Here is a 19717-nt window from a genome sequence, read left to right on the forward strand (position 1 = left end):
AGTTCCTTAACACGATTGCGTATCAACTTCGGCACATGGTGCGTCGTGCCCTCGCCGCTCGTCCGATCGCCCCGCGCCTCGCTGCAGCGGGCGCGTTGCTTTGCGCGCTGACGGTCGCCGTTCCCGCCGCCGAGACGCCGCCCCCCGCCGCGCCGCCGTCGGAAGCCACGGCGGGCGCGGCCGACAAGCGCAGCGAGCTTGCCCGGCTGCAGGATGAGATCAAGCTCAGCGACGAGACCGTCTCCCGCCTGCAGGACCAGATCCGCTCGCTCGACACCGATCGCAAGAAGCTGCACGCCGACCTGCTCGAGACCGGCGCCCGGGCGCGCGAGACCGAGGACAAGGTGGTCGCGGCTGAATCGCGCCTGTCCGCGCTCAGGGACGAGGAAGCGGCGGTGCAGGCCTCGCTGCGCGCCCGCCGCGGCCTGCTGATCGAGGTGCTCGCCTCGCTGCAGCGCATGGGCAACCACCCGCCGCCGGCCCTGCTGGTGCGACCTGAGGACGCACTGCAGGCGGTCAGGACCGCCATGCTGCTCGGGGCGGTGCTGCCGCAGATGCGGCAGGAGACGCAGGCCCTGGTCGCCGACCTCACCCGCCTGGCCGAGGTGCGCACCGAGATCACCGCCGAGCGCGATTCGCTGAAGACCGTGCTCGCCTCCCTGGTCGAGGACCGCAAGCGCATCGACCTCCTGGTGGAGGAGCGCGCCCGGGCGCTGGCCCAGCAGGAGCGGTCCCTCGCCAGCGAGCAGGCGCATGCGCAGGCGCTGGTGCGCGACGCGGCCAGTCTCAAGGATTTGATCGCCAGGATGGAGCAGGAGGTCGCGGCCGCCCGCGACGCCGCCAAGGCGGCGCAGGCCGCCGCGGCCAGGCCGGCGGCGCCCGCCTCGCTCGCCGCCCTGCAGGACGCCAACCGCCTGTCGCCGGCCCTGCCCTTCGACAAGGCCAAGGGCATGCTGCCGCTGCCGACGGCGGGGGTGACGCTGCGCCGCTTCGGCCAGGATGACGGCAATGGCGGCGTGGAGAAGGGCATCGCCCTGGCGCCGCCGCCCGCCGCGACGGTGACGGCGCCCTGCGACGGGTGGATCGTCTATGCCGGACCGTTCCGCTCCTACGGCCAACTCTTGATCATCAATGCCGGTGGGGGTTACCATGTTGTCCTGGCCGGCATGGACAAGATCAATGTCAGCCTCGGGCAGTTCGTCCTGACCGGCGAGCCGGTTGCCGCCATGGGATCGGGGGAAATCCAGGTGGCGTCCACCGGCGCTTCCGCCGCGGCGCAGCCCACCCTATATGTCGAGTTTCGAAAAGACGGCGTTTCCATTGATCCCACTCCCTGGTGGGCGAAACAAGGTGAAAAGGCACGCGGATAAATGCGCAAGCTTCCCCTTCTCCTGTGCGGTGTGGCTTTCGGCGCGGCGGCTGCCGTGCTGGTCACGCAGCCGCGCATCGTCCTCGGCGGCGCCAACGCGGCCGTTACCGACACCTACAAGCAGCTCAACCTGTTCGGCGACGTGTTCGAGCGCGTCCGCGCCGACTATGTCGAGCAGCCCGACGACGCCAAGCTGGTCGAGGCGGCGGTCAACGGCATGCTGACCTCGCTGGATCCGCATTCCAGCTACATGGATGCCAAGTCCTTCCAGGACATGCAGGTGCAGACCCGCGGCGAATTCGGCGGGCTCGGCATCGAGGTGACCCAGGAGGACGGCGTGCTCAAGGTCGTCACCCCGATCGACGACACGCCGGCGGCCAAGGCCGGCATCCTGTCGGGTGACCTGATCATCGCGCTCGACGGCGACCAGGTGCAGGGCCTGACGTTGCAGCAGGCGGTCGAGAAGATGCGCGGGCCGGTCAACAGCCCGATCACCCTCAAGATCAAGCGCGCCGGCAAGGATGAGCCGTTCGACGTCAAGATCGTCCGCGACGTCATCCGCATCAAGTCGGTGCGCGCCAAGACGGAGGGCGACGACGTCGGCTATATCCGCATCACCCAGTTCACCGAGCAGACCTTCGACGGCCTGAAGGCGAGCATCGAGAAGCTGAACAAGGAGATCCCGGCGGACAAGCTGAAGGGCTATGTCATCGACCTGCGCAACAATCCGGGCGGCCTGCTCGACCAGGCGATCGCGGTCTCCGACGCGTTCCTGGAACGCGGCGAGATCGTCTCGACCCGCGGCCGCAACCCCGACGACATCCAGCGCTTCTCGGCCCGGGGCGGCGACCTCAGCAACGGCAAGCCGGTGATCGTGCTGATCAACGGCGGCTCGGCTTCGGCCTCGGAGATCGTCGCCGGTGCCTTGCAGGACCACAAGCGCGCCACGATCCTGGGCACGCGGTCCTTCGGCAAGGGCTCGGTGCAGACCATCATCCCGCTCAACGGCAACGGGGCGCTGCGCCTGACCACGGCGCGCTACTACACGCCGTCCGGCCGGTCCATCCAGGCCAAGGGCATCGAGCCGGAGATCGAGGTCAAGCAGAACGTGCCTGACGATCTGAAGGGCAAGGACGAGACCAAGGGCGAGGCCGGGCTGAAGGGTCATCTGGGCAGCCAGGACAACAAGGAAGCCGGCGGCTCCTCGGCCTATGTGCCGACCGACGAGAAGGACGACACCCAGCTCAACGCCGCGCTCAACCTGCTGCGCGGCACGCAGAAGAGCGCGTTCTTCCCGCCGGACCCGAAGGCGGCGATCCCGAACTGACGCCCGTCCCGGCTGAACGGCACGGAAGGCATGATCCGACTGTTCGGATCATGCCTTTGCTTTTCGGCTCGCCTGTCCCGCCCGGCGAACGGCATCGCCGGGCTTGGCGTATCCGGCGCGCCGCCCCGATTTTGGAGACCAAGGCCATGCTCGCAGACCTCCTGGCCCGCAAGGGCGTGCTTCTCGCCGACGGCGCCACCGGCACGAACCTGTTCGAGATGGGCCTGATGTCGGGCGACCCGCCGGAGATGTGGAACCTCGACCATCCCGACCGCATCCGGGCGCTGCATCGCAGCTTCGTCGAGGCCGGAGCCGACATCATCCTGACCAACTCCTTCGGCGGCAACGCCCGCCGCCTCGCCCTGCACAAGCTGGAGGGCCGGGTGCGCGAGCTCAACGCCGCGGCGGCAAGGCTCGCCCGCGAGGTTGCCGACGCCGCCGGGCGGCCGGTGGTCGTGGCCGGCTCGGTCGGGCCGACGGGCGACCTGTTCCAGCCGCTCGGGCCGCTGACCGAGGAGCAGGCGACCGAGGTCTTCGCCGAGCAGATCGAGGGCCTGAAGGAAGGCGGGGCGGACCTGGCCTGGATCGAGACCATGTCGGCGCCCGAGGAGATGCGGGCCGCGGCCAAGGCCGCCGCCAGGGTCGGCCTGCCCTACACCATCACCGGCAGCTTCGACACCGCCGGCAAGACCATGATGGGACTGCCGCCGGCCGCCATGCCCGGCTTCCTCAGCGAATTGATGCCCGCCCCGGTCGCGGTCGGCGCCAATTGCGGCGTCGGTGCCTCCGACCTCCTGGTGTCGGTGCTGGCCATGACCGAGGCCAACCCCGATGCGATCGTCATCGCCAAGGCCAATGCCGGCATCCCGCAGTTCCACGGCGACCACATCCATTATTCCGGCACGCCGGAGCTGATGGGCCAGTATGCCAGGCTGGCCATGGATGCGGGCGCACGCATCATCGGCGGTTGCTGCGGCACCTCGCCCAGGCACCTGGCCGCCATGCGCGAGGCCATCGACGCCCATGCCCGGGCCGAGCGGCCCGACATGGCCAAGGTCGTCGCCGAGATCGGCCCGCTGGTGGCGCCGCCCAAGGCCGCCGGCGCCGACGAGGGGCGGCGCGCCGGCCGGCGCCGGGGCTGAGCAGGAAAGAGCGCGAAAGGCCTTCCCCGCTCCGCGGCTAGTGTCGGCACACATCCGAGGGGCCGGGCGAGAGGGGCGGAGACAGGCTGAGGCGGGACGCTTGCGTCTTCCCTCCCCCTTGCGGGAGGGGATCGGCTGGCGTCGCGCCTGAAATCTCATGAACGACTTGTGTGCCCGACACTAGCCGCTCCGCGGAGAAGGCTTCCAGGGCCCTTTCCGGGGCCGTATCCCCACCTATCCCAGCCAATCCGGCACGCGGTCGAGGCCGAGCAGGTCGTCATAGCTCGGGCGCGGCCGGATCACGGCGTAGCGGTCGCCGTCGACCAGAACCTCGGGCACAAGCAGGCGCGAATTGTAGGTGCCGGCCTGCACCGCGCCATAGGCGCCGGCCGACATCACCGCGATGAGATCGCCGGCGGCGACCGCCGGGATGTCGCGGCCGAGGGCGATATAGTCGCCGGTCTCGCACACCGGGCCGACCACGTCGGCCTGGATCATCGGCCCGCCCGGCGGGCGCTCCTTCACCGGCCAGATGGCGTGATAGGCGTCGTAGAGCGTCGGCCGGATCAGGTCGTTCATGGCCGCGTCGACGATGACGAAGGTCCGGCCTTCGCCTTCCTTCACATAGATCACCTCGCTGACCAGGATGCCGGCATTGCCGGCGATCAGGCGTCCGGGCTCGAAGATCAGCCGTGCGCCGAGGTCGGGGGCGTAGCGCCGCACCACCGCGGCATAGTCCTCCGGATGCGGCGGCGGCTCGTTGTCGTCGCGATAGGGGATGCCGAGGCCGCCGCCGAGATCCACATGCTCGATCTGGTGTCCGTCGGCCCGCAGCGCCTTGACCAGGCCGGCGAGGCGCTCGATCGAGGCGTCGTAGGGCTCCAGCGCGGTGATCTGGCTGCCGATATGCATGTCGACGCCCGAGACCTTGATGCCCGGCAGCTTCGCCGCCCTGGCGTAGACGGCGCGGGCCTGGGTGATCGGGATGCCGAACTTGTTCTCGGACTTGCCGGTGGAGATCTTCCTGTGGGTGCCGGCGTCGATGTCGGGATTGATGCGCAGCGACACATGCGCCGTGCGGCCGCTGGCCGCGGCGATGGCCGAGAGCTGCTCCAGCTCCGGCTCGGACTCGACGTTGAAGCAGAGGATCCCTTCGTCGAGCGCGTAGCCAAGCTCCCGGGCGGTCTTGCCGACGCCCGAGAACATGATGCGCTCCGCCGGCACTCCGGCCGCGCGCGCCCGCCGCAGCTCGCCCTCCGACACCACGTCCATGCCGGCGCCGAGCTTGGCCAGCACCCGCAGCACCGCCAGGTTGGAGTTCGCCTTCATGGCGTAGCACACCAGTGACGGCAGGCCGGCGAAGGCCTGGGAGAACACCCGGTAGTGGCGCCGCAGCGTCGCCGCCGAATAGCAGTAGAACGGCGTGCCGACCTCGGCCGCGATCGCCGGCAGCGGCACGTCCTCGGCGTGCAGCACGCCGTTCCGATAGGCAAAATGATGCATGGCGGCGTCAGTTCAACAGAGGATCGAGAGCGAAGGAGCCCTTGGGCCTTTCATAGCCGGGATCGCGGGTCTTGCCCTCGGGGGTCTTGGTCAATTGCTGTTCGGGTGGAGGCTCGAGCTTGCCCTTCCGGCCGCAGCCCGGCAGCGCCAGGCCGGCGGCAAGGAGGAGGATGAGGGGCAGGGCAAGGCGCGGCATCGCGGCGAACTCCGATCGTCGATCCCGTGCTTAGCACGGCTTCGGCCTAAGCGGCTTCTCGTGACTCTCGCCACGATTGATTTGGCATCTTCGATGCAAAATCAACGCCGCTCGAACTTGCAGGTGTCGGCAGGCTCGAGGCAACCTGCTTGGCGTGGAAGGCGGGACCGGCAAATCGGTCATTTGTTCTTCTGCAGCATCCTCAGCCACCAGTTCGCCTGCTGGCGGACATTGGCCGGCGCGGTGCCGCCATAGCTGGTGCGGCTGCGCACCGACTTGTCGACGCTCAGCACCTCGAACACGCCGTCGTCGATGCGCGGCTCCACGGCCTGCATGTCGGCCAGGGTGAGCTTCTCCAGCTTGGTCTTGCGCTCGGAAGCCAGCCCGACCAGGCGGCCCGTGACGTGGTGCGCCTCGCGGAACGGCAGGTTCAGCGTGCGCACCAGCCAGTCGGCAAGGTCGGTGGCCGTCGCGTAGCCCTCGTTGGCCGCCGCCTTCATCCGCCTGAGATCGGGCTCCATGTCGCGCACCATGCCCGCCATGGCGGCGACGGCCAGGGACAGGGTCTGCAGGGCGTCGAAGGTCTGCTCCTTGTCCTCCTGCATGTCCTTGGCATAGGCGAGCGGCAGGCCCTTCATCACCACCAGAAGGCCGACCAGGGCGCCGATCACCCGTCCGGCCTTGGCCCGCACCAGTTCGGCCGCGTCGGGGTTGCGCTTCTGCGGCATGATCGAGGAGCCGGTCGTGAACTTGTCGCTGAGCGCGACGAAGGCGAATTGCGGCGTCGTCCAGATCACGATCTCCTCGGCGAAGCGCGACAGGTGCATGGCGCAGATCGAGGCCGCCGACAGCGTCTCCAGCACGAAATCGCGATCCGACACCGAGTCCAGCGAGTTGGCGGTCGGCCGGTCGAAGCCGAGCGCCGCGGCGGTGGCGAAGCGGTCGATCGGGAAGGAGGTGCCGGCCAGCGCCGCGGCGCCGAGCGGGCATTCGTTCATGCGCCGGCGCGCATCCACCAGCCGGCCGCGGTCGCGCGACAGCATCTCGACATAGGCGAGGAGGTGATGGCCGAAGGTCACGGGCTGCGCCGACTGCAGGTGGGTGAACCCCGGCATCACGGCGGCGTAATGGGTCTGCGCCTTTTCGGCCAGGGCAACCATCAGGTCTTCGATCTGGGCGTCGAGCTCGTCGATCGTGTCGCGGACCCAGAGCCGGAAATCCGTGGCGACCTGGTCGTTGCGCGAGCGGGCGGTGTGCAGCCGGCCGGCATTCGGGCCGACGATCGCCGCCAGCCGCGACTCCACGTTCATATGGATGTCCTCGAGCGCCCGCGAAAATGTGAACGCGCCGCTCTCGATTTCGCCGCGGACCGCCTCTAAGCCGTCACGGATGGCTGAGGCATCGGCCGGGGTCAGGATGCCCTGGGCCTCCAGCATGGTCACATGCGCCACGGAGCCGCGGATATCCTGAGCCCAGAGGCGCTTGTCGAAGTCGATCGAGGCGTTGATCTCTTCCATGATCGCGTCCGGACCCGACTGGAACCGGCCGCCCCACATCTTGTTGCTCATCAGGAACTGCTCGCATGGACGTGAAGGATACGGGCCAGCCCGCCCCGAGGAAGACCCGGCTGGGGATGGTCGTCGGGCTGGTGGCGCTGGCGGGCGCGGCCGCCGGCATCGCGGGGGTATACGGGATGAACTCGGCCTCCCGCAACGCTGAAAGCGCCTCCTGCGCCGGTGGAAACGACCTGGCGGGCAAGCTCGCGCCGCTGGCGAAGGGCGAAGTCGCGGCGCTCAACGTCCTGTCGACGCCGCGGCCGTTGCAGCCGCTTTCCTTCAGCAAGCCCGACGGCGCGCCGGTGACCCTGGCCGACTTCAAGGGCAGGACCGTGCTGCTCAACCTCTGGGCGACCTGGTGCGCGCCATGCCGCACCGAAATGCCGGAGCTGGACGCCTTGCAGGCCAGCCTCGGCGGCAAGGATTTCGAGGTGGTGGCGGTCAATATCGACACCAACCGGGTCGAGCGGGCCGGCGCCTTCCTCGACGAGATCAAGGTGGCGTCGCTGACGCGCTATGCCGACCATTCCGCCGGCATCCTGCAGGATCTGAAGGCGCAGAGCCTGGCCGTCGGCCTGCCGACCACGCTGATCGTCGACAAGCAGGGCTGCCTGGTGGCCTCGATGGCCGGCCCGGCCGCCTGGGCCAGCGACGAGGCCAAGGCCTTCGTCAGGACGGCGATCGGGTCGTGAGGCTGAAGAGGCGGCCGGCGTCCCGCCGGCGGCCGTCTCAGGCGCGATGATAGGGATGGCCGGCGATGATCGTCGCCGCCCGGTAGAGCTGTTCGGCCAGGAGGAGGCGGACGATCTGGTGCGGCCAGGTCATGCGTCCGAAGGAGAGGGTCAGCGCGGCGCGCTCGGTGACGGCCTTGCCGTGGCCGTCGGCGCCGCCGATCAGGAAGGCCAGCGTCGCCGCGCCGCCGTCGCGCCAGGCGGCGATCCTCTGGGCGAAGGCCTCGCTGGCGAGGGTGGCGCCGGTCTCGTCCAGCGCCACGGCGACGGCGCTGCCGGCGGCTGCGAGCAGCTTCTCGGCCTCCTCCGCCTTGCGGTCGTCGGCGCGGCGGGCCCGGCTTTCGTCGATCTCGACGATGTCGAGCGGGCCGAGCGCCAGGCTTCTGCCGGTGGCAGCCAGGCGCTCGGCATAGCGCGCCACCAGATCGCGTTCGGGACCGGCCTTCAGCCGGCCCACGGCGCAGATCAGCAGCTTCATCGCGTGCGGCTCAGCTCGGCAGCAACTCGTTCGGCCGGCCGGAGGACCACATCTTCTCCAGGTTGTAGAAGGCGCGGACCTCGGGGCGGAAGAGATGCACGATCACGTCGCCGGTATCGATCAGCACCCAGTCGCAGACCGGCATGCCTTCGATCCGGACATTGTGATGGCCGGCATCCTTCAAGTCCTTCGCCAGGCGATCGGCGATCGCGCTCACATGCCGGGCGACCCGGCCGGTGGCGATGATCATCACGTCGGCGATGGAGCTCTTGCCACGAATGTCGATTTCGACGATCTGCTCCGCCTTCATGTCTTCCAGGCTGGCGAGCAGCATGCGGACCGTGTCCTCGACATCCCTCGGGATCGATCGGGCCACGGGATGAAGCGGAATCACATCCGCTTCGCGTCGCAGCAGTGTGGTCAGGGGGGCGTCCCTTTTGGCTCATTCCATTCGCGGACATCCGCGAATTTCATCTGCCCGCAAATATTAGCGATGATCGGCGTCGTTTCAATGACGTCAGCCGAGTTTGATCTTCGGATTCCGGCATGGGAGGCAAATAAGCGTCTGTCGAGTCATCCCGGTCACACCTGTCGGGATGGCGCGGTCCCCTCCGACGCCCCGCGGCGGCGTCTCAGCCGCCAAGCCCCTGGCCGCGGGCCCGCAGGGCGGTGGAGGAGGTGCCGTCCAGGGGCGCGTGCAGGAACACCCAGGCCGGCGGGCGGCGGCGCTTGAGGGTCGGCGCCGCGCTTTCCGGCACGCGGCCGGCCGCCAGCACCCGGGCGGCCTTGCCGAGCGGCCCCTTGCTCAGGGCGCCGGGCCGGGCCACCACGGCGATCGGCGTCAGCGCCGCGATGCCGCGCCAGTGCTGCCAGCGGTGGAAGCCGGCGAGGTTGTCGGCCCCCATGATCCACACGAAGGTCACGCCGGGACAGCGGCGTACCAGCCAGCGGACGGTGTCGTAGGTGTAGCGGGCGCCGATGGCCGCCTCGATACCGGTGACGACGATCCCGGGATGGGCGGCGACGCGCCGCGCGGCCGCGATGCGGGCCTCGATCGGCGGCAGGCCGTCATTGTTCTTGAGCGGGTTGCCGGGGGTGACCAGCCACCACACCCGGTCGAGGCCGAGGCGCGTCAGGGCGACGAGGCTGGCATGGCGGTGCCCGGGATGCGGCGGATTGAAGCTGCCGCCGAACAGCCCGATGGTCATGCCGGGTGCGAAGGGAGGAAGCCGGACGGGCTGCGACATCGAGCGCCTGCCTTGGCAGGGGGCGCGGCCTCGCCGCTTTCGGACCCCGCGTCAGAACAAAAGTGAAGCAGACGCTTCGCCGGTCACGGGCGAGGCGCCTGCTTCGGAACGCGGCGACAGCGCGCGTCGGGGCGGGGACGTCGGCGCGGCTCAGGCCGGCGCCATGTCCCATTCCCGGATGTCGACGAAATGCCCGGCGATCGCCGCCGCCGCCGCCATCTGCGGCGACACCAGGTGGGTGCGGCCCTTGTAGCCCTGCCGGCCCTCGAAGTTGCGGTTCGAGGTCGAGGCGCAGCGCTCGCCGGGGCGCAGCTTGTCGGCATTCATGGCCAGGCACATCGAGCAGCCCGGCTCGCGCCAGTCGAAGCCCGCGGCCTTGAAGATGGCGTCGAGGCCCTCGGCCTCGGCCTGCAGCTTCACCAGGCCCGAGCCCGGGACGATCATGGCGCTGACATTGGGGTTGACGGTCTTGCCGGCGACGACCTGGGCGACGGCGCGCAGATCCTCGATGCGGCCATTGGTGCAGGAGCCGATGAACACCCGGTCGAGCCGGATGTCCTGCATGCGCTCGCCGCCGTTCAGGCCCATATAGGCAAGGGCCCGCTCGATCTTGGCGCGCTGGTGCTCGTTGGCCGCGTCCTCGATCCGCGGCACCGAGCCGGTGACCGAGGCGACATCCTCCGGGCTGGTGCCCCAGGTGACGATCGGCGGCAGCTTGGCGGCGTCGAGCTTGATCTCGCGGTCGAAATGCGCGCCTTCGTCGGTGTAGAGCGTGCGCCAATAGGCGAGCGCCCGCTCCCAGGCCTCGCCCTTGGGCGCCTTGGGCCGATCCTGCAGATAGGCGAAGGTCTTCTCGTCCGGCGCGATCAGGCCGGCGCGGGCGCCGCCTTCGATCGACATGTTGCAGACGGTCATGCGCCCTTCCATTGACAGGCCGCGCACCGCTTCGCCCGCATATTCCAGCACGTGGCCGGTGCCGCCGGCCGTGCCGATCTCGCCGATGATGGCCAGGATGATGTCCTTGGCGGTCACGCCGACGGGCAGCTTGCCGTCGACGGTGACGCGCATGTTCCTGGCCTTCTTCTGGATCAGCGTCTGGGTGGCGAGCACGTGCTCGACCTCCGAGGTGCCGATGCCGTGGGCGAGGGCCCCGAAGGCGCCGTGGGTGGAGGTGTGGCTGTCGCCGCAGACGATGGTGGTGCCGGGCAGGGTGAAGCCCTGCTCCGGGCCGACGATGTGGACGATGCCCTGGCGCCGGTCGAGCTCGGAATAATATTCGATGCCGAAGTCGCGGGCGTTCTCGGCCAGCGTCTCCACCTGGGTGGCGCTTTCCGGATCGTCGATGCCCTTGGAGCGGTCGGAGGTCGGCACGTTGTGGTCGACCACGGCCAGGGTGCGCTGGGGCGAATGCACCTTGCGGCCCGACACGCGCAGGCCTTCGAAGGCCTGCGGGCTCGTCACCTCATGGACAAGATGACGGTCGATATAGAGGAGGCTGGTGCCGTCCGCCGAGGTGTCGACCACGTGGTCGTCCCAGATCTTGTCGTAGAGGGTGCGGGGAGCCATGAGCATCTCCTGCCAAAAAGCCATTGTCGGCGTGGTGTTTAGACAAATTCGCAGCCGGCGAAAAGAGTGGAAAAACTACCAGCCTTCCGCGCGGGCGCTGCTCTATCCCCCGTGCTCCGGCCAGGGCGGACCCGGCCGCTTCGCCGCCGCCAGCGAGAAGGCGAGGGGCAGCGCCACCGCGCCCTCGGGCAGGCGGTAGACCTGCCGTGACACCTCCACCATCGAGGGAAAGAGCCGGTAGGGCAGCGTCTCGTGCTCGTGCAGGAACTCCAGCGCCATGCCGGCATCGGCGAGGCCGCCGAGGATGGCGGAGAGCGGGTGCAGCCATTCGTGCTGGCGGGTGCTGGCCAGCGGCGTCGGGTCCCCGGTGTAGGTGACGCCCGCATCGTAGGCCATCGGCCGGTCCGGCGGGGTGAGCCAGGCCTCGGTGACGACGAAGCGGCCATTGTCCTCCGTGAGCGAGAAGGCGAAGGGATGGGTCTCGGCGAGGTAGAGCCGTCCGCCCGGCCGCAGCAGCGAGCCGACCACGGCGGCCCAGCGCCGGATGTCGGGCAGCCAGTTGATCGCGCCCCAGGTGACGTAGACCAGGTCGAACAGGCCGGGCAGCGCCCGTCGCGCCTCGTGAACGTCGGCCTCGACAAAGCGGGCGGCGATGCCGGTCTCCGCGGCCAGCCGCCGCGCCCCGGCGATGGCCACGGGCGAGAAGTCGAGCCCGAAGGCCTCGGCGCCCCGCCGCGCCAGGCTCAGCGTGTCGAGGCCGATATGGCATTGCAGGTGGGCGACGCGCAGGCCGGCGACGTCGCCGATCTCCGCCGCCTCGATCGGCATCAGGCTGTCGGCGCCGGTGCGGAAGCCGTCGATGTCGTAGAAGCCGGTGGTGTCGCGCAGATGAATGGCCGCGCGCTCGTTCCAGCCCGGCAGGTTGATCCGATGCGGCGCCGGGTCCATGGCCTCAGCGCCCCTGCGTGGTCAGGATCTTGAAGGCGAAGAAGCCGAACACGCCGGCAAAGGTGAAGTCGATGCCGCGCAGCACCCGCGGCCGGTCCCTCAGCCAGCCGATCACCCGCTCCGCTCCCAGGATCAGGAGGAAGGAGAGGGGCAGGTTGATGCCGATGAAGAACAGGCCGAGGAAGAACAGCTTCGCCGGTGCGTCCGGGTCGCTGGCGGCGACGAACTGCGGCAGGAAGGTGAGGAAGAACAGCACCACCTTCGGATTGGTCAGGTTGATGCCGAGCCCGACCATGAAGGTCCTCCAGGCGCTGTCCGCCCCGCGGCCGTCGCCCTTGACGTTCAGGGCCGAGCCGGAGCGGATGGCCTGGACCGCGAGCCAGGCGAGGTAGAGCGCCCCGACGAGCTTGAGCGCGGTGAAGGCCGTGGCCGAGGCCGCCAGCAAGGCGGACAGGCCGACCGCGGCGAAGACCGTGTGGACGAGGCAGCCGACCTGCGTGCCCAGCATGGCCGCGGCGCCGCCCCGCCGTCCGCCGCTGATCGTCCTGGCCAGCCACAGGCTCATGTCGGGGCCGGGCGTGACGAACAGAATCACGCAGGCCGTGCCGAAGAGCAGCAGGGTATGCGGGTCGGGCAGGAAGGCCATGGCGCGGGCTCGACGTCTCGTGTCAGGCCACGCATAGCAAAATCCCGCGCCGTGTCGAGGCGCCGGCTGCGTGGCGGGCGTATGTCATCTCTTCCGCCTGATGTCGTCGAGATCCTGCTCCGCCGGTTCGGCGAAGACGAGCCGCGTCACGGGTTCCAGCCATGCTTGGCTGCGATCGCAGCGAATACGTCTCCGGCCGGTCGTACCCGCCCTTGGCGGGCAGCGGCGATGCCCCGCCTTGATGCGCTCGACCTGCCGGGCATTCGCTTCCAGAAACTGTTCGAGCGCCTCGTTGACGAGGTCGTCGCGCGACCGGTCCGTGGCGGTTGCCAGCGCGTCGATCGCGCCGACCATGTCCTTGGCAGCGTGGATCGTGACGGACTCGGTCGAATTCGCTCGGCTCATGCTCTCTCGTCCGTCTCGGTGCCGCGTAGTATCACGCAGGCAGGCTGATGGAAGAGATGCAGGCGCTCCCGCGGGGGCGGCGGGCCCCGGTCGGCAAACAGTCCGAATGCCGGCCGGGCTCCGGGAGCCTCAGCGTGTGAAGCTGGTGGCGTTGCCCGCGTCGACGTTGAGGAAGTTGCCGGTCGACTTCGCCGACAGGTCGGAGGCGAAGAAGTACACGGCCTCGGCGATGTCCTCCGGATAGACCGAGCGCTGCAGCAGCGAGCGCTTGCGGTAGAAATCCTCCAGCTCGTCCTCGGTGATCTTGTTGGACTCGGCGCGCTGCTGGCGCCACTCGCCCTGCCAGATCTTCGAGCCGCGCAGCACCGCGTCGGGGTTGACGGAGTTGATGCGGATGCCGAACGGCGCTCCCTCCAGCGCCATGCAGCGGGCGAGGTGCAGCTCGGCCGCCTTGGCGGTGCAGTAGGCCGAGGCGCCGGCCGAGGCGGCCACGCCGTTCTTGGAGCCGATGAACACGATCGAGCCGCCGCGGCCCTGGCGCTTCATCAGCCGGTAGCCCTCGCGCGCGACGAGGAAATAGCCGGTGGCCAGGATCGAGATGTTGCGGTTCCACAGCTCCAGCGAGGTGTCCTCCACCGGGGCGGCGGAGGAGATGCCGGCATTGTTGACCACGATGTCGATGCCGCCGAAGGCGCGGGCCGTGTCGTCGAAGGCGCGGATCACCGCCGCCTCGTCGGTGACGTTCACCTCGACGCCGCGAACCACGTCCTTGCCGAACGCCTTGCCGAACTCGGCGACGCTGGCCTCGAGCGCCGCCCGGTCGATGTCGGCGAGCACCACGCAGGCGCCCTCCGCCATCAGGCGCGTCGCGATCGCCCGGCCGATGCCGCCGGCGCCGCCGGTGACCAGGGCGACCCGGCCGGCGAGGCTCTTGGGCCTGGGCATGCGCTGCAGCTTGGCCTCCTCCAGGAGCCAGTACTCGATGTCGAACGCCTCCTGCTCGGGCAGGCCGACATAGTCGCTGACGCTGGTGGCCCCGCGCATCACGTTGATGGCGTTGACGTAGAACTCGCCGGCGATGCGGGCCGTGGCCTTGTCCGCGGCGAAGGACAGCATGCCGACGCCGGGCACGAGGTAGATCACCGCATTGGGATCGCGCATGGCCGGCGAATCCGGATGCTTGCAGCGCCCGTAATAGGCGGCATAGTCGGCCCTGTAGCCGTCCAGCAGGGTGTCGAGCCCGGCGATGACCGGCGCGAGGTCGGGGGTGGCCGGGTCGAAGGGGACCACCAGCGGCCGGATCTTGGTGCGCAGGAAGTGGTCGGGGCAGGAGGTGCCGAGCGGGGCGAGGCGGGCGAGGGCGTTGGAGTTGACGAACTCCAGGACCTCCGGCGCGTCGTTGAAATGGCCCACCTTGGCCCGGTCCTTGCCGATGCGGCCGCGGATCTCCGGCATCAGCCGGGTGGCGACCGCGGCCCGCTCCTCGGGGGGGAGCGTCGCCACCCTGGCGCCGCCGAAGGCGGGGGAGCGGCCATTGGCCTTCAGCCAGTCGGCGGCGGTCTGGATGATGCGCAGCGTGGTGCGGTAGCACTCGCGGGAGGTCGGGCCCCAGGTGAACAGGCCATGGCCGCCGAGCACCACGCCGACCAGCTTCGGGTCGCTCTTGGCCAGGGCCTCCAGCTTCAGGCCGAGGTCGAAGCCGGGCCGCTGCCAGGGCAGGAAGCCGATCTCGCCGCCGAACACGGTGCGGGTCAGGTCCTCGGCATTGGCGGCGGCGGCGATGGCGATCACCGCGTCGGCATGGACATGGTCGACATGCACGGCCGGCACGAAGGCGTGCAGCGGCGTGTCGATCGAGGCGGCGCGCGGGTTGAGGTCGAAGGTGCAGTGGGGCAGATAGCCCACCATCTCGTCCTCGTGAGCGATGCCGCGATAGAGGCCCTTCAGCTGTTCGAGCTTGTCGAGATAGAGCGTGGAGAAGCCGTCGAGCTTCATCGAGCCGATGTCGCCGCCGGAGCCCTTGACCCAGAGCACCGTCGTCTCCCGGCGCGTCAGCGGGTCGACCGCCCGCACCTTGGCCGAGGTGTTGCCGCCGCCGAAATTGGTGATGCGCAGGTCCGAGCCCAGCAGGTTCGAGCGGTAGAGCAGCAGGCCCGGCTCGTCGAGGCCGGCGGCCTTGGCCTCGTCCCAGAGATCCTCGAGGCGGTCGGACGGCGTCGATGCGGCGGGCGGATGAGCGGTCATGGCGCGGCTCCCGGGTGTTTCGGCTGGGAATGACGAATTAGGCGGAAATTCGATCATGGTCAATCACGATGGCGGTGAAATTTCTCCAGATTCGCTCATATCGCGATACAACATGAGCGAATTCCCGGCTGGGATGATCGAAACTTGCGGCCGCGGCGTCGAGGCCGTTTGACTGGAATGAGCGCTCATGGCATTTCGTGAGCGAACAGGAGGTGTCGGATGCACGAACGGGAGCGTTGGCAGGCCATTCTCGATCAGATCCGCCAGCGCGCGGTGATGCCGGTGCGCGAGCTGGCGGAGATCGTCGACGCCTCGTCGGCGACGCTGCGCCGCGACCTGACCAAGCTCGCCGAGATGGGCCTGCTGCGGCGCGTGCACGGCGCGGTGGAGGCGGTGTCGCCGCAGGAGCGGCCGCAGCTGGCCACCGGTCCCTTCGATGTCGCCCGTACCGTCAACGGCGCCCGCAAGCGCGCCATCGCCCGCGCCGCCGTCGACCTGTGCCGCGACGGCGAATCGGTCATCATCAACGGCGGCAGCACCACCAGCCAGATGATCGAGTTCCTGCGCCCGCGCCGCCTGCACATCCTGACCAATTCCTTCCCGGTGGCCGAGGCGCTGGTGCATCACAGCGAAAACCGCATCGTGGTGACGGGCGGCGAGATCTATCGCGACCAGAACGTGATCGTGTCGCCCTTCGACGACGACTCCGTCCAGTCCTACACCGCCTCGAAGATGTTCATGAGCGGCCAGTCGGTCGGCCCGCTCGGCGTGATCGAGGGCGACCCGCTGCTCGCCCGGGCCGAGGCCAAGCTGCTCAAGCGCGCCGCCGACCTGATCGTCCTGGCCGATTCGTCCAAGTTCGAGCCGCGCGGCCACATGACCGTGGCGCCGTTGTCGCGCATCCACGCCCTGATCACCGACGACGCCGCCCCGGCCTCGGCGCTTGCGATGTTGCGTGACGCCGGCGTCCAGGTGATCGTCGTCAGCGTCGAGGAGCGGCTGGTCGACGCCGCCTGATTCGGCTGGAGACGTGGAGGACGAACCATGGTGCATCGGCACTCGCGCCGCAGCGCGCTCAGGCTCCTGGCCGCGGCGGCCCTGGCGGGCGGGGCCTCTGCGCCGGCCCGGGCCGCCGGGCCCCTGCGCATCGCCCTGGTCGGCGGCATGCCCGCCTCCGGCTTCTTCGCGGCCTGCCGCACCGGCGGCGAGGAGGCGGCGAAGGAGCTGGGCACGGTCGAACTGGTCGATGCCGCCGCCGTGCCCAAGGCCCAGTCGCAGACCCAGCTGCTCAACGGGCTGATCGCCCAGAAGGTCGATGCCATCGCCGTCTCCGCCGCCGACGGCGCGGCGCTGCTGCCGGTGTGCAGGAAGGCGCTGCAGCGCGGCATCAAGGTGATCTCCTTCGACGCCGATGTCGGCGCCGGCGGGCGCATCCTGCACCTCGACCCGGCCGACGGCGCACGGATCGGCCGGCGCTGCGTCGAGATGATCGCCGAGAGCATCGGCAAGGAGGGGGAGGTGGCGATCCTCTCCGGCGCCGCCGGCTCGGCCCGCCTCGAGGGCTGGATCGAGGCGATGAAGCTGGAATGGGCGAAGCCTGCCTATGCCCGCATGAAGCTGGTCGCCACCGCCTATGGCGAGGACGACGCCCGGCGCAGCTTCAGCGAGACGCAGGCGCTGATCGGCTCCTACCCCAACATCAAGGGCATCATCGCCCTGAGCCCCGTCGGCCTTGCCGCTGCGGCGAAGGCGGTGGTCGAGACCGGCCTCGCCGGCAAGGTCGAGGCGACCGGCCTCGGCTTGCCCTCGCAGATGAAGGAGGCGGTGCTCGCCGGCGTCGCCCAGCGCTTCACCTTCTGGAACCCGGTGGACCTCGGCTATGCCGCGGTGATGATCGCCGCCGCCCTGGCCGGCGGCACGGCCAGCGGCGCCGCCGGCACCACCGTCCGGGCCGGGCGCGTCGGCGAGATCGGCATCGGCGAGGGCGGCGAGGCGGTGATGGCCGACCTCATCACCTTCGACAAGACCAACATCGACAGATATGCGGCGATGTTCTGAGCGTCGCGGCGCGCGGATCGGGCCTGGACAATGGCGCTTCGCTGATGCTTGCTGACGCGGTGACCGTCGGCGCCGGCGGTCGCGGCCGCATGCCTGTCGATGCGCCGGTCACGGCCTTCGACGTCGCGATGACCGGCCTGTCCCGGCAGCTGCGACCGGACGCGGCGCCAGCCCCCGACGAGGATCCCGATGCAGCGCTTTGCCTTCAAGATGATGCTGAACCCCGGCATGGCCGACGAATACAAGCGCCGCCACGACGCGATCTGGCCGGAGCTGTCGGCGCTGCTGACCCGGGCCGGCATCACCAACTATTCGATCCATCTCGACGCCGAGACCAACATCCTCTTCGCCTATCTCGAGCGCCGCGACGACCACGCCATGGACGCGCTGCCGGCCGAACCGGTGATGCGGCGCTGGTGGGATCACATGAAGGACATCATGGCTTACAACCCCGACGGCACGCCCGCCGCGGTGCCGCTCGCCGAAATGTTCCATATGGCGTAAACGGCGCCACGCCGTTCCCCCACCCATCTGCAAGCCGAGGTTTCGCCGGCCATGTCCGTCACTGCCGTCCTCGATGTCGGAAAGACCAACGTCAAGCTCGCCGTGTTCGAGGGCGCGGCCGTGCTCTGGCAACGCTCCATCCCCAACGCCTCGCTGCCGGGGCCGCCCTATCCGCATGCCGATGTCGAGCTCGTCTGGCGCTTTGCGCTCGAGTCGCTGCGCGAGGCCGCGGCCGCCCATCCCATCGACAGCCTGACGGTCACCACCCATGGCGGGAGCTGCGCGCTGGTTGGCGACGACGAGCTGGCCCTGCCGGTGATGGATTACGAGTTCACCGGCCTCGACGCCATGGAAAGCGAATACGCGCCGTTCCGCCCGCCCTTCTCGCAGACGCTGTCGCCGCCGATCTCCGGCGGCCTCAACTGGGGCAAGCAGGTCTTCTACATGGAGACGCGCCACCCCGACGCGTTCGCGCGGGCGCGCCACCTGCTGACCTATCCGCAATACTATGCCTGGCGCTTCACGGGAGTCGCCCGCAACGAGGTGACCTCGCTCGGCAGCCACAGCGATCTCTGGCTGCCCCTGGAGGGCAGGCCCTCCTCCCTGGTCGAGCGCCGCGGCTGGGGCCGCCTGCTGCCGCCGGTCGCGCCCGCCTTCTCGGTGATCGGGCCGCTCAGGCCGGAGATCGCCGCCGCCACCGGCCTCAGGCCGGACGTGCGCGTCCTCGTCGGCGCGCATGATTCCAACGCCTCGATCCTGCCGCACCTGCTGACGCTGGAGCCGCCCTTCACGGTGGTGTCGACCGGCACTTGGGTGGTGATCATGGCCGTGGGCGCCTCGACCGAGGGGCTCGACCCCGCCCGGGACTCCTATTCCAACGTCGACGTGCTCGGCCGGCCGTTGCCGACCGCCAAGTACATGGGCGGGCGCGAATATGCCGTCATCCTCGAGGGCGCCGCATCGGACGCCACCATCGAGGATCTGGATGCGGTGCTGGCGTCCGGCGCCCTGATCCTGCCGTCATTCGTTTCGAACGGCGGTCCCTTCGAAGGCCACAGGGGCAGGATCGAGGGGCAATTGCCGGACCGGCCGGGCGCGCGGGCCGCGGTGGCCGCGCTCTATGAAGCGCTGGTCACCGATTTCCAGCTCGACGTCCTCGGCGCCGCGCGGGGGCCGCTGCCGGTGGAGGGCAGCTTTGCCGGCAATCCGCTCTATTGCGGCATGCTCGCCGTCCTGCGGCCGGGCCAGCCGGTGCTGACCGGCCAGGACACCGGGGGCACCGCCTTCGGCGCCTCGCTGCTCGCCACCTGGCCGCACATGCCGCCGCGCCCGCCGCTGACCGCGGCCGCGCCCCTGGCCGATGCCGGCGCTCTCATCCGTTACAGGGATCGCTGGCGTGCCGCCGTCCTGAACATGTGATACGCAGCTCTCTTTCGCGCCGACCCCATAGACCGTCGTCTTCTTGCCGCCGGATCGGCTTTTGCGCAAGAAAACGCCACTCTGCCTATTTTCTGTGCTTGTCGCAGTTGTGGAAATATGTCATGTCAGCCATCCGCATTAGGACAGCCATGCTGTCCAATCGCGGGTCGCGGCCTCTGAAAATGGCACTGAAGCCCGGATGGCCGACGCGACAACTCTGCGCTCGCGTTTCCGCGCGATGCAGTGCAGCATGGAATGGCTTTAAGTGGATGGGCGTCGTTTCCCGCGTCCCGCCTCATCGAGGCGGGCGAACCATGGAGCGAGCCTGCTGACGAGAAGGGATGGGACGATGGGCGCGCTCACTGGGCCTGGACGCGA

General features: G+C 69.5%; 19 protein-coding genes. 8 read left to right on the forward strand and 11 right to left on the reverse strand.

Going from position 1 to position 19717, the window contains the following annotated elements; all coding sequences use genetic code 11:
- The first annotated feature begins 35 nt into the window (after nt 1-35).
- From AC27L4_RS15905 to bmt, 3 genes are all read left to right on the forward strand, one after another.
- Nucleotides 36-1370, forward strand: a complete 1335-nt coding sequence (locus tag AC27L4_RS15905) for a murein hydrolase activator EnvC family protein (protein ID WP_487143206.1) — start codon at nt 36-38, stop codon at nt 1368-1370.
- A complete protein-coding gene (locus tag AC27L4_RS15910; protein WP_487143207.1) occupies nt 1371-2696 on the forward strand; it encodes a S41 family peptidase in 1326 nt (441 codons plus the stop codon).
- Nucleotides 2697-2842: 146 nt separating this feature from the next.
- Nucleotides 2843-3838: a betaine--homocysteine S-methyltransferase gene (bmt, locus tag AC27L4_RS15915; protein WP_487143208.1), complete on the forward strand. Its 996-nt coding sequence runs from the start codon at nt 2843-2845 to the stop codon at nt 3836-3838.
- Nucleotides 3839-4072: 234 nt separating this feature from the next.
- On the opposite strand, the gene lysA is transcribed toward bmt, so the two are convergent.
- From lysA to argH, 3 genes are all read right to left on the reverse strand, one after another.
- Nucleotides 4073-5341 (reverse strand): diaminopimelate decarboxylase, encoded by a 1269-nt coding sequence (gene lysA / locus AC27L4_RS15920; RefSeq protein ID WP_487143209.1) that lies wholly within the window; start codon nt 5339-5341, stop codon nt 4073-4075.
- Nucleotides 5342-5348: 7 nt separating this feature from the next.
- Nucleotides 5349-5537: an LPS translocon maturation chaperone LptM gene (gene lptM, locus AC27L4_RS15925; RefSeq protein ID WP_487143210.1), complete on the reverse strand. Its 189-nt coding sequence runs from the start codon at nt 5535-5537 to the stop codon at nt 5349-5351.
- Between the two features lie 179 nt (nt 5538-5716).
- Entirely contained in the window at nt 5717-7105 is a 1389-nt protein-coding gene (argH, locus tag AC27L4_RS15930) for an argininosuccinate lyase (protein WP_487143211.1), read from the reverse strand.
- 14 nt (nt 7106-7119) lie between these two features.
- Here argH and tlpA point away from each other — a divergent pair, with 14 nt between their 5' ends.
- On the forward strand, nt 7120-7785 hold the full coding sequence (tlpA, locus tag AC27L4_RS15935; protein WP_487143212.1) for a thiol:disulfide interchange protein TlpA: 666 nt from the start codon (nt 7120-7122) through the stop codon (nt 7783-7785).
- 37 nt (nt 7786-7822) lie between these two features.
- On the opposite strand, the gene rlmH is transcribed toward tlpA, so the two are convergent.
- The 8 genes from rlmH to AC27L4_RS15975 form a co-directional block, all read right to left on the reverse strand.
- Nucleotides 7823-8302 (reverse strand): 23S rRNA (pseudouridine(1915)-N(3))-methyltransferase RlmH, encoded by a 480-nt coding sequence (gene rlmH, locus AC27L4_RS15940; RefSeq protein WP_487143213.1) that lies wholly within the window; start codon nt 8300-8302, stop codon nt 7823-7825.
- 10 nt (nt 8303-8312) lie between these two features.
- On the reverse strand, nt 8313-8636 hold the full coding sequence (rsfS, locus tag AC27L4_RS15945; protein WP_487143214.1) for a ribosome silencing factor: 324 nt from the start codon (nt 8634-8636) through the stop codon (nt 8313-8315).
- Between the two features lie 298 nt (nt 8637-8934).
- The gene (locus AC27L4_RS15950) at nt 8935-9549 is read right to left on the reverse strand and encodes a nicotinate-nucleotide adenylyltransferase (RefSeq protein ID WP_487143215.1); all 615 of its coding nucleotides are present in this window, start codon (nt 9547-9549) and stop codon (nt 8935-8937) included.
- Between the two features lie 150 nt (nt 9550-9699).
- Nucleotides 9700-11115, reverse strand: coding sequence for a 3-isopropylmalate dehydratase large subunit (gene leuC / locus AC27L4_RS15955; RefSeq protein ID WP_487143216.1), 1416 nt, complete (start codon nt 11113-11115; stop codon nt 9700-9702).
- Between the two features lie 102 nt (nt 11116-11217).
- Entirely contained in the window at nt 11218-12063 is an 846-nt protein-coding gene (locus AC27L4_RS15960) for a class I SAM-dependent methyltransferase (protein WP_487143217.1), read from the reverse strand.
- Nucleotides 12064-12067: 4 nt separating this feature from the next.
- Nucleotides 12068-12709 (reverse strand): LysE family translocator, encoded by a 642-nt coding sequence (locus AC27L4_RS15965; RefSeq protein WP_487143218.1) that lies wholly within the window; start codon nt 12707-12709, stop codon nt 12068-12070.
- An 84-nt stretch (nt 12710-12793) separates the two neighbouring features.
- On the reverse strand, nt 12794-13114 hold the full coding sequence (locus AC27L4_RS15970) for a CopG family ribbon-helix-helix protein (RefSeq protein WP_487143219.1): 321 nt from the start codon (nt 13112-13114) through the stop codon (nt 12794-12796).
- A 129-nt stretch (nt 13115-13243) separates the two neighbouring features.
- Entirely contained in the window at nt 13244-15358 is a 2115-nt protein-coding gene (locus AC27L4_RS15975) for a bifunctional rhamnulose-1-phosphate aldolase/short-chain dehydrogenase (protein WP_487143220.1), read from the reverse strand.
- Between the two features lie 219 nt (nt 15359-15577).
- On the opposite strand from AC27L4_RS15975, the gene AC27L4_RS15980 reads away from it, so the two are divergent.
- From AC27L4_RS15980 to AC27L4_RS15995, 4 genes are all read left to right on the forward strand, one after another.
- Entirely contained in the window at nt 15578-16375 is a 798-nt protein-coding gene (locus AC27L4_RS15980; RefSeq protein WP_487143221.1) for a DeoR/GlpR family DNA-binding transcription regulator, read from the forward strand.
- A 27-nt stretch (nt 16376-16402) separates the two neighbouring features.
- Nucleotides 16403-17416 (forward strand): substrate-binding domain-containing protein, encoded by a 1014-nt coding sequence (locus AC27L4_RS15985; RefSeq protein ID WP_487143222.1) that lies wholly within the window; start codon nt 16403-16405, stop codon nt 17414-17416.
- 189 nt (nt 17417-17605) lie between these two features.
- Nucleotides 17606-17920 (forward strand): L-rhamnose mutarotase, encoded by a 315-nt coding sequence (gene rhaM / locus AC27L4_RS15990; protein WP_487143223.1) that lies wholly within the window; start codon nt 17606-17608, stop codon nt 17918-17920.
- A 51-nt stretch (nt 17921-17971) separates the two neighbouring features.
- The gene (locus AC27L4_RS15995) at nt 17972-19339 is read left to right on the forward strand and encodes an FGGY-family carbohydrate kinase (RefSeq protein WP_487143224.1); all 1368 of its coding nucleotides are present in this window, start codon (nt 17972-17974) and stop codon (nt 19337-19339) included.
- The last annotated feature ends 378 nt before the right edge of the window (nt 19340-19717 follow it).

This window comes from Labrys sp. Lb11 (assembly GCF_057554225.1).

Coding starts and splice junctions, on each gene's coding strand:
- AC27L4_RS15905 (WP_487143206.1), top strand. CDS start 36: ATGGTGCGTCGTGCCCTCGCCGCTCGTCCGATCGCCCCGCGCCTCGCT.
- AC27L4_RS15910 (WP_487143207.1), top strand. CDS start 1,371: ATGCGCAAGCTTCCCCTTCTCCTGTGCGGTGTGGCTTTCGGCGCGGCG.
- bmt (WP_487143208.1), top strand. CDS start 2,843: ATGCTCGCAGACCTCCTGGCCCGCAAGGGCGTGCTTCTCGCCGACGGC.
- lysA (WP_487143209.1), bottom strand. CDS start 5,341: ATGCATCATTTTGCCTATCGGAACGGCGTGCTGCACGCCGAGGACGTG.
- lptM (WP_487143210.1), bottom strand. CDS start 5,537: ATGCCGCGCCTTGCCCTGCCCCTCATCCTCCTCCTTGCCGCCGGCCTG.
- argH (WP_487143211.1), bottom strand. CDS start 7,105: ATGAGCAACAAGATGTGGGGCGGCCGGTTCCAGTCGGGTCCGGACGCG.
- tlpA (WP_487143212.1), top strand. CDS start 7,120: ATGGACGTGAAGGATACGGGCCAGCCCGCCCCGAGGAAGACCCGGCTG.
- rlmH (WP_487143213.1), bottom strand. CDS start 8,302: ATGAAGCTGCTGATCTGCGCCGTGGGCCGGCTGAAGGCCGGTCCCGAA.
- rsfS (WP_487143214.1), bottom strand. CDS start 8,636: ATGCTGCTCGCCAGCCTGGAAGACATGAAGGCGGAGCAGATCGTCGAA.
- AC27L4_RS15950 (WP_487143215.1), bottom strand. CDS start 9,549: ATGTCGCAGCCCGTCCGGCTTCCTCCCTTCGCACCCGGCATGACCATC.
- leuC (WP_487143216.1), bottom strand. CDS start 11,115: ATGGCTCCCCGCACCCTCTACGACAAGATCTGGGACGACCACGTGGTC.
- AC27L4_RS15960 (WP_487143217.1), bottom strand. CDS start 12,063: ATGGACCCGGCGCCGCATCGGATCAACCTGCCGGGCTGGAACGAGCGC.
- AC27L4_RS15965 (WP_487143218.1), bottom strand. CDS start 12,709: ATGGCCTTCCTGCCCGACCCGCATACCCTGCTGCTCTTCGGCACGGCC.
- AC27L4_RS15970 (WP_487143219.1), bottom strand. CDS start 13,114: ATGAGCCGAGCGAATTCGACCGAGTCCGTCACGATCCACGCTGCCAAG.
- AC27L4_RS15975 (WP_487143220.1), bottom strand. CDS start 15,358: ATGACCGCTCATCCGCCCGCCGCATCGACGCCGTCCGACCGCCTCGAG.
- AC27L4_RS15980 (WP_487143221.1), top strand. CDS start 15,578: ATGCACGAACGGGAGCGTTGGCAGGCCATTCTCGATCAGATCCGCCAG.
- AC27L4_RS15985 (WP_487143222.1), top strand. CDS start 16,403: ATGGTGCATCGGCACTCGCGCCGCAGCGCGCTCAGGCTCCTGGCCGCG.
- rhaM (WP_487143223.1), top strand. CDS start 17,606: ATGCAGCGCTTTGCCTTCAAGATGATGCTGAACCCCGGCATGGCCGAC.
- AC27L4_RS15995 (WP_487143224.1), top strand. CDS start 17,972: ATGTCCGTCACTGCCGTCCTCGATGTCGGAAAGACCAACGTCAAGCTC.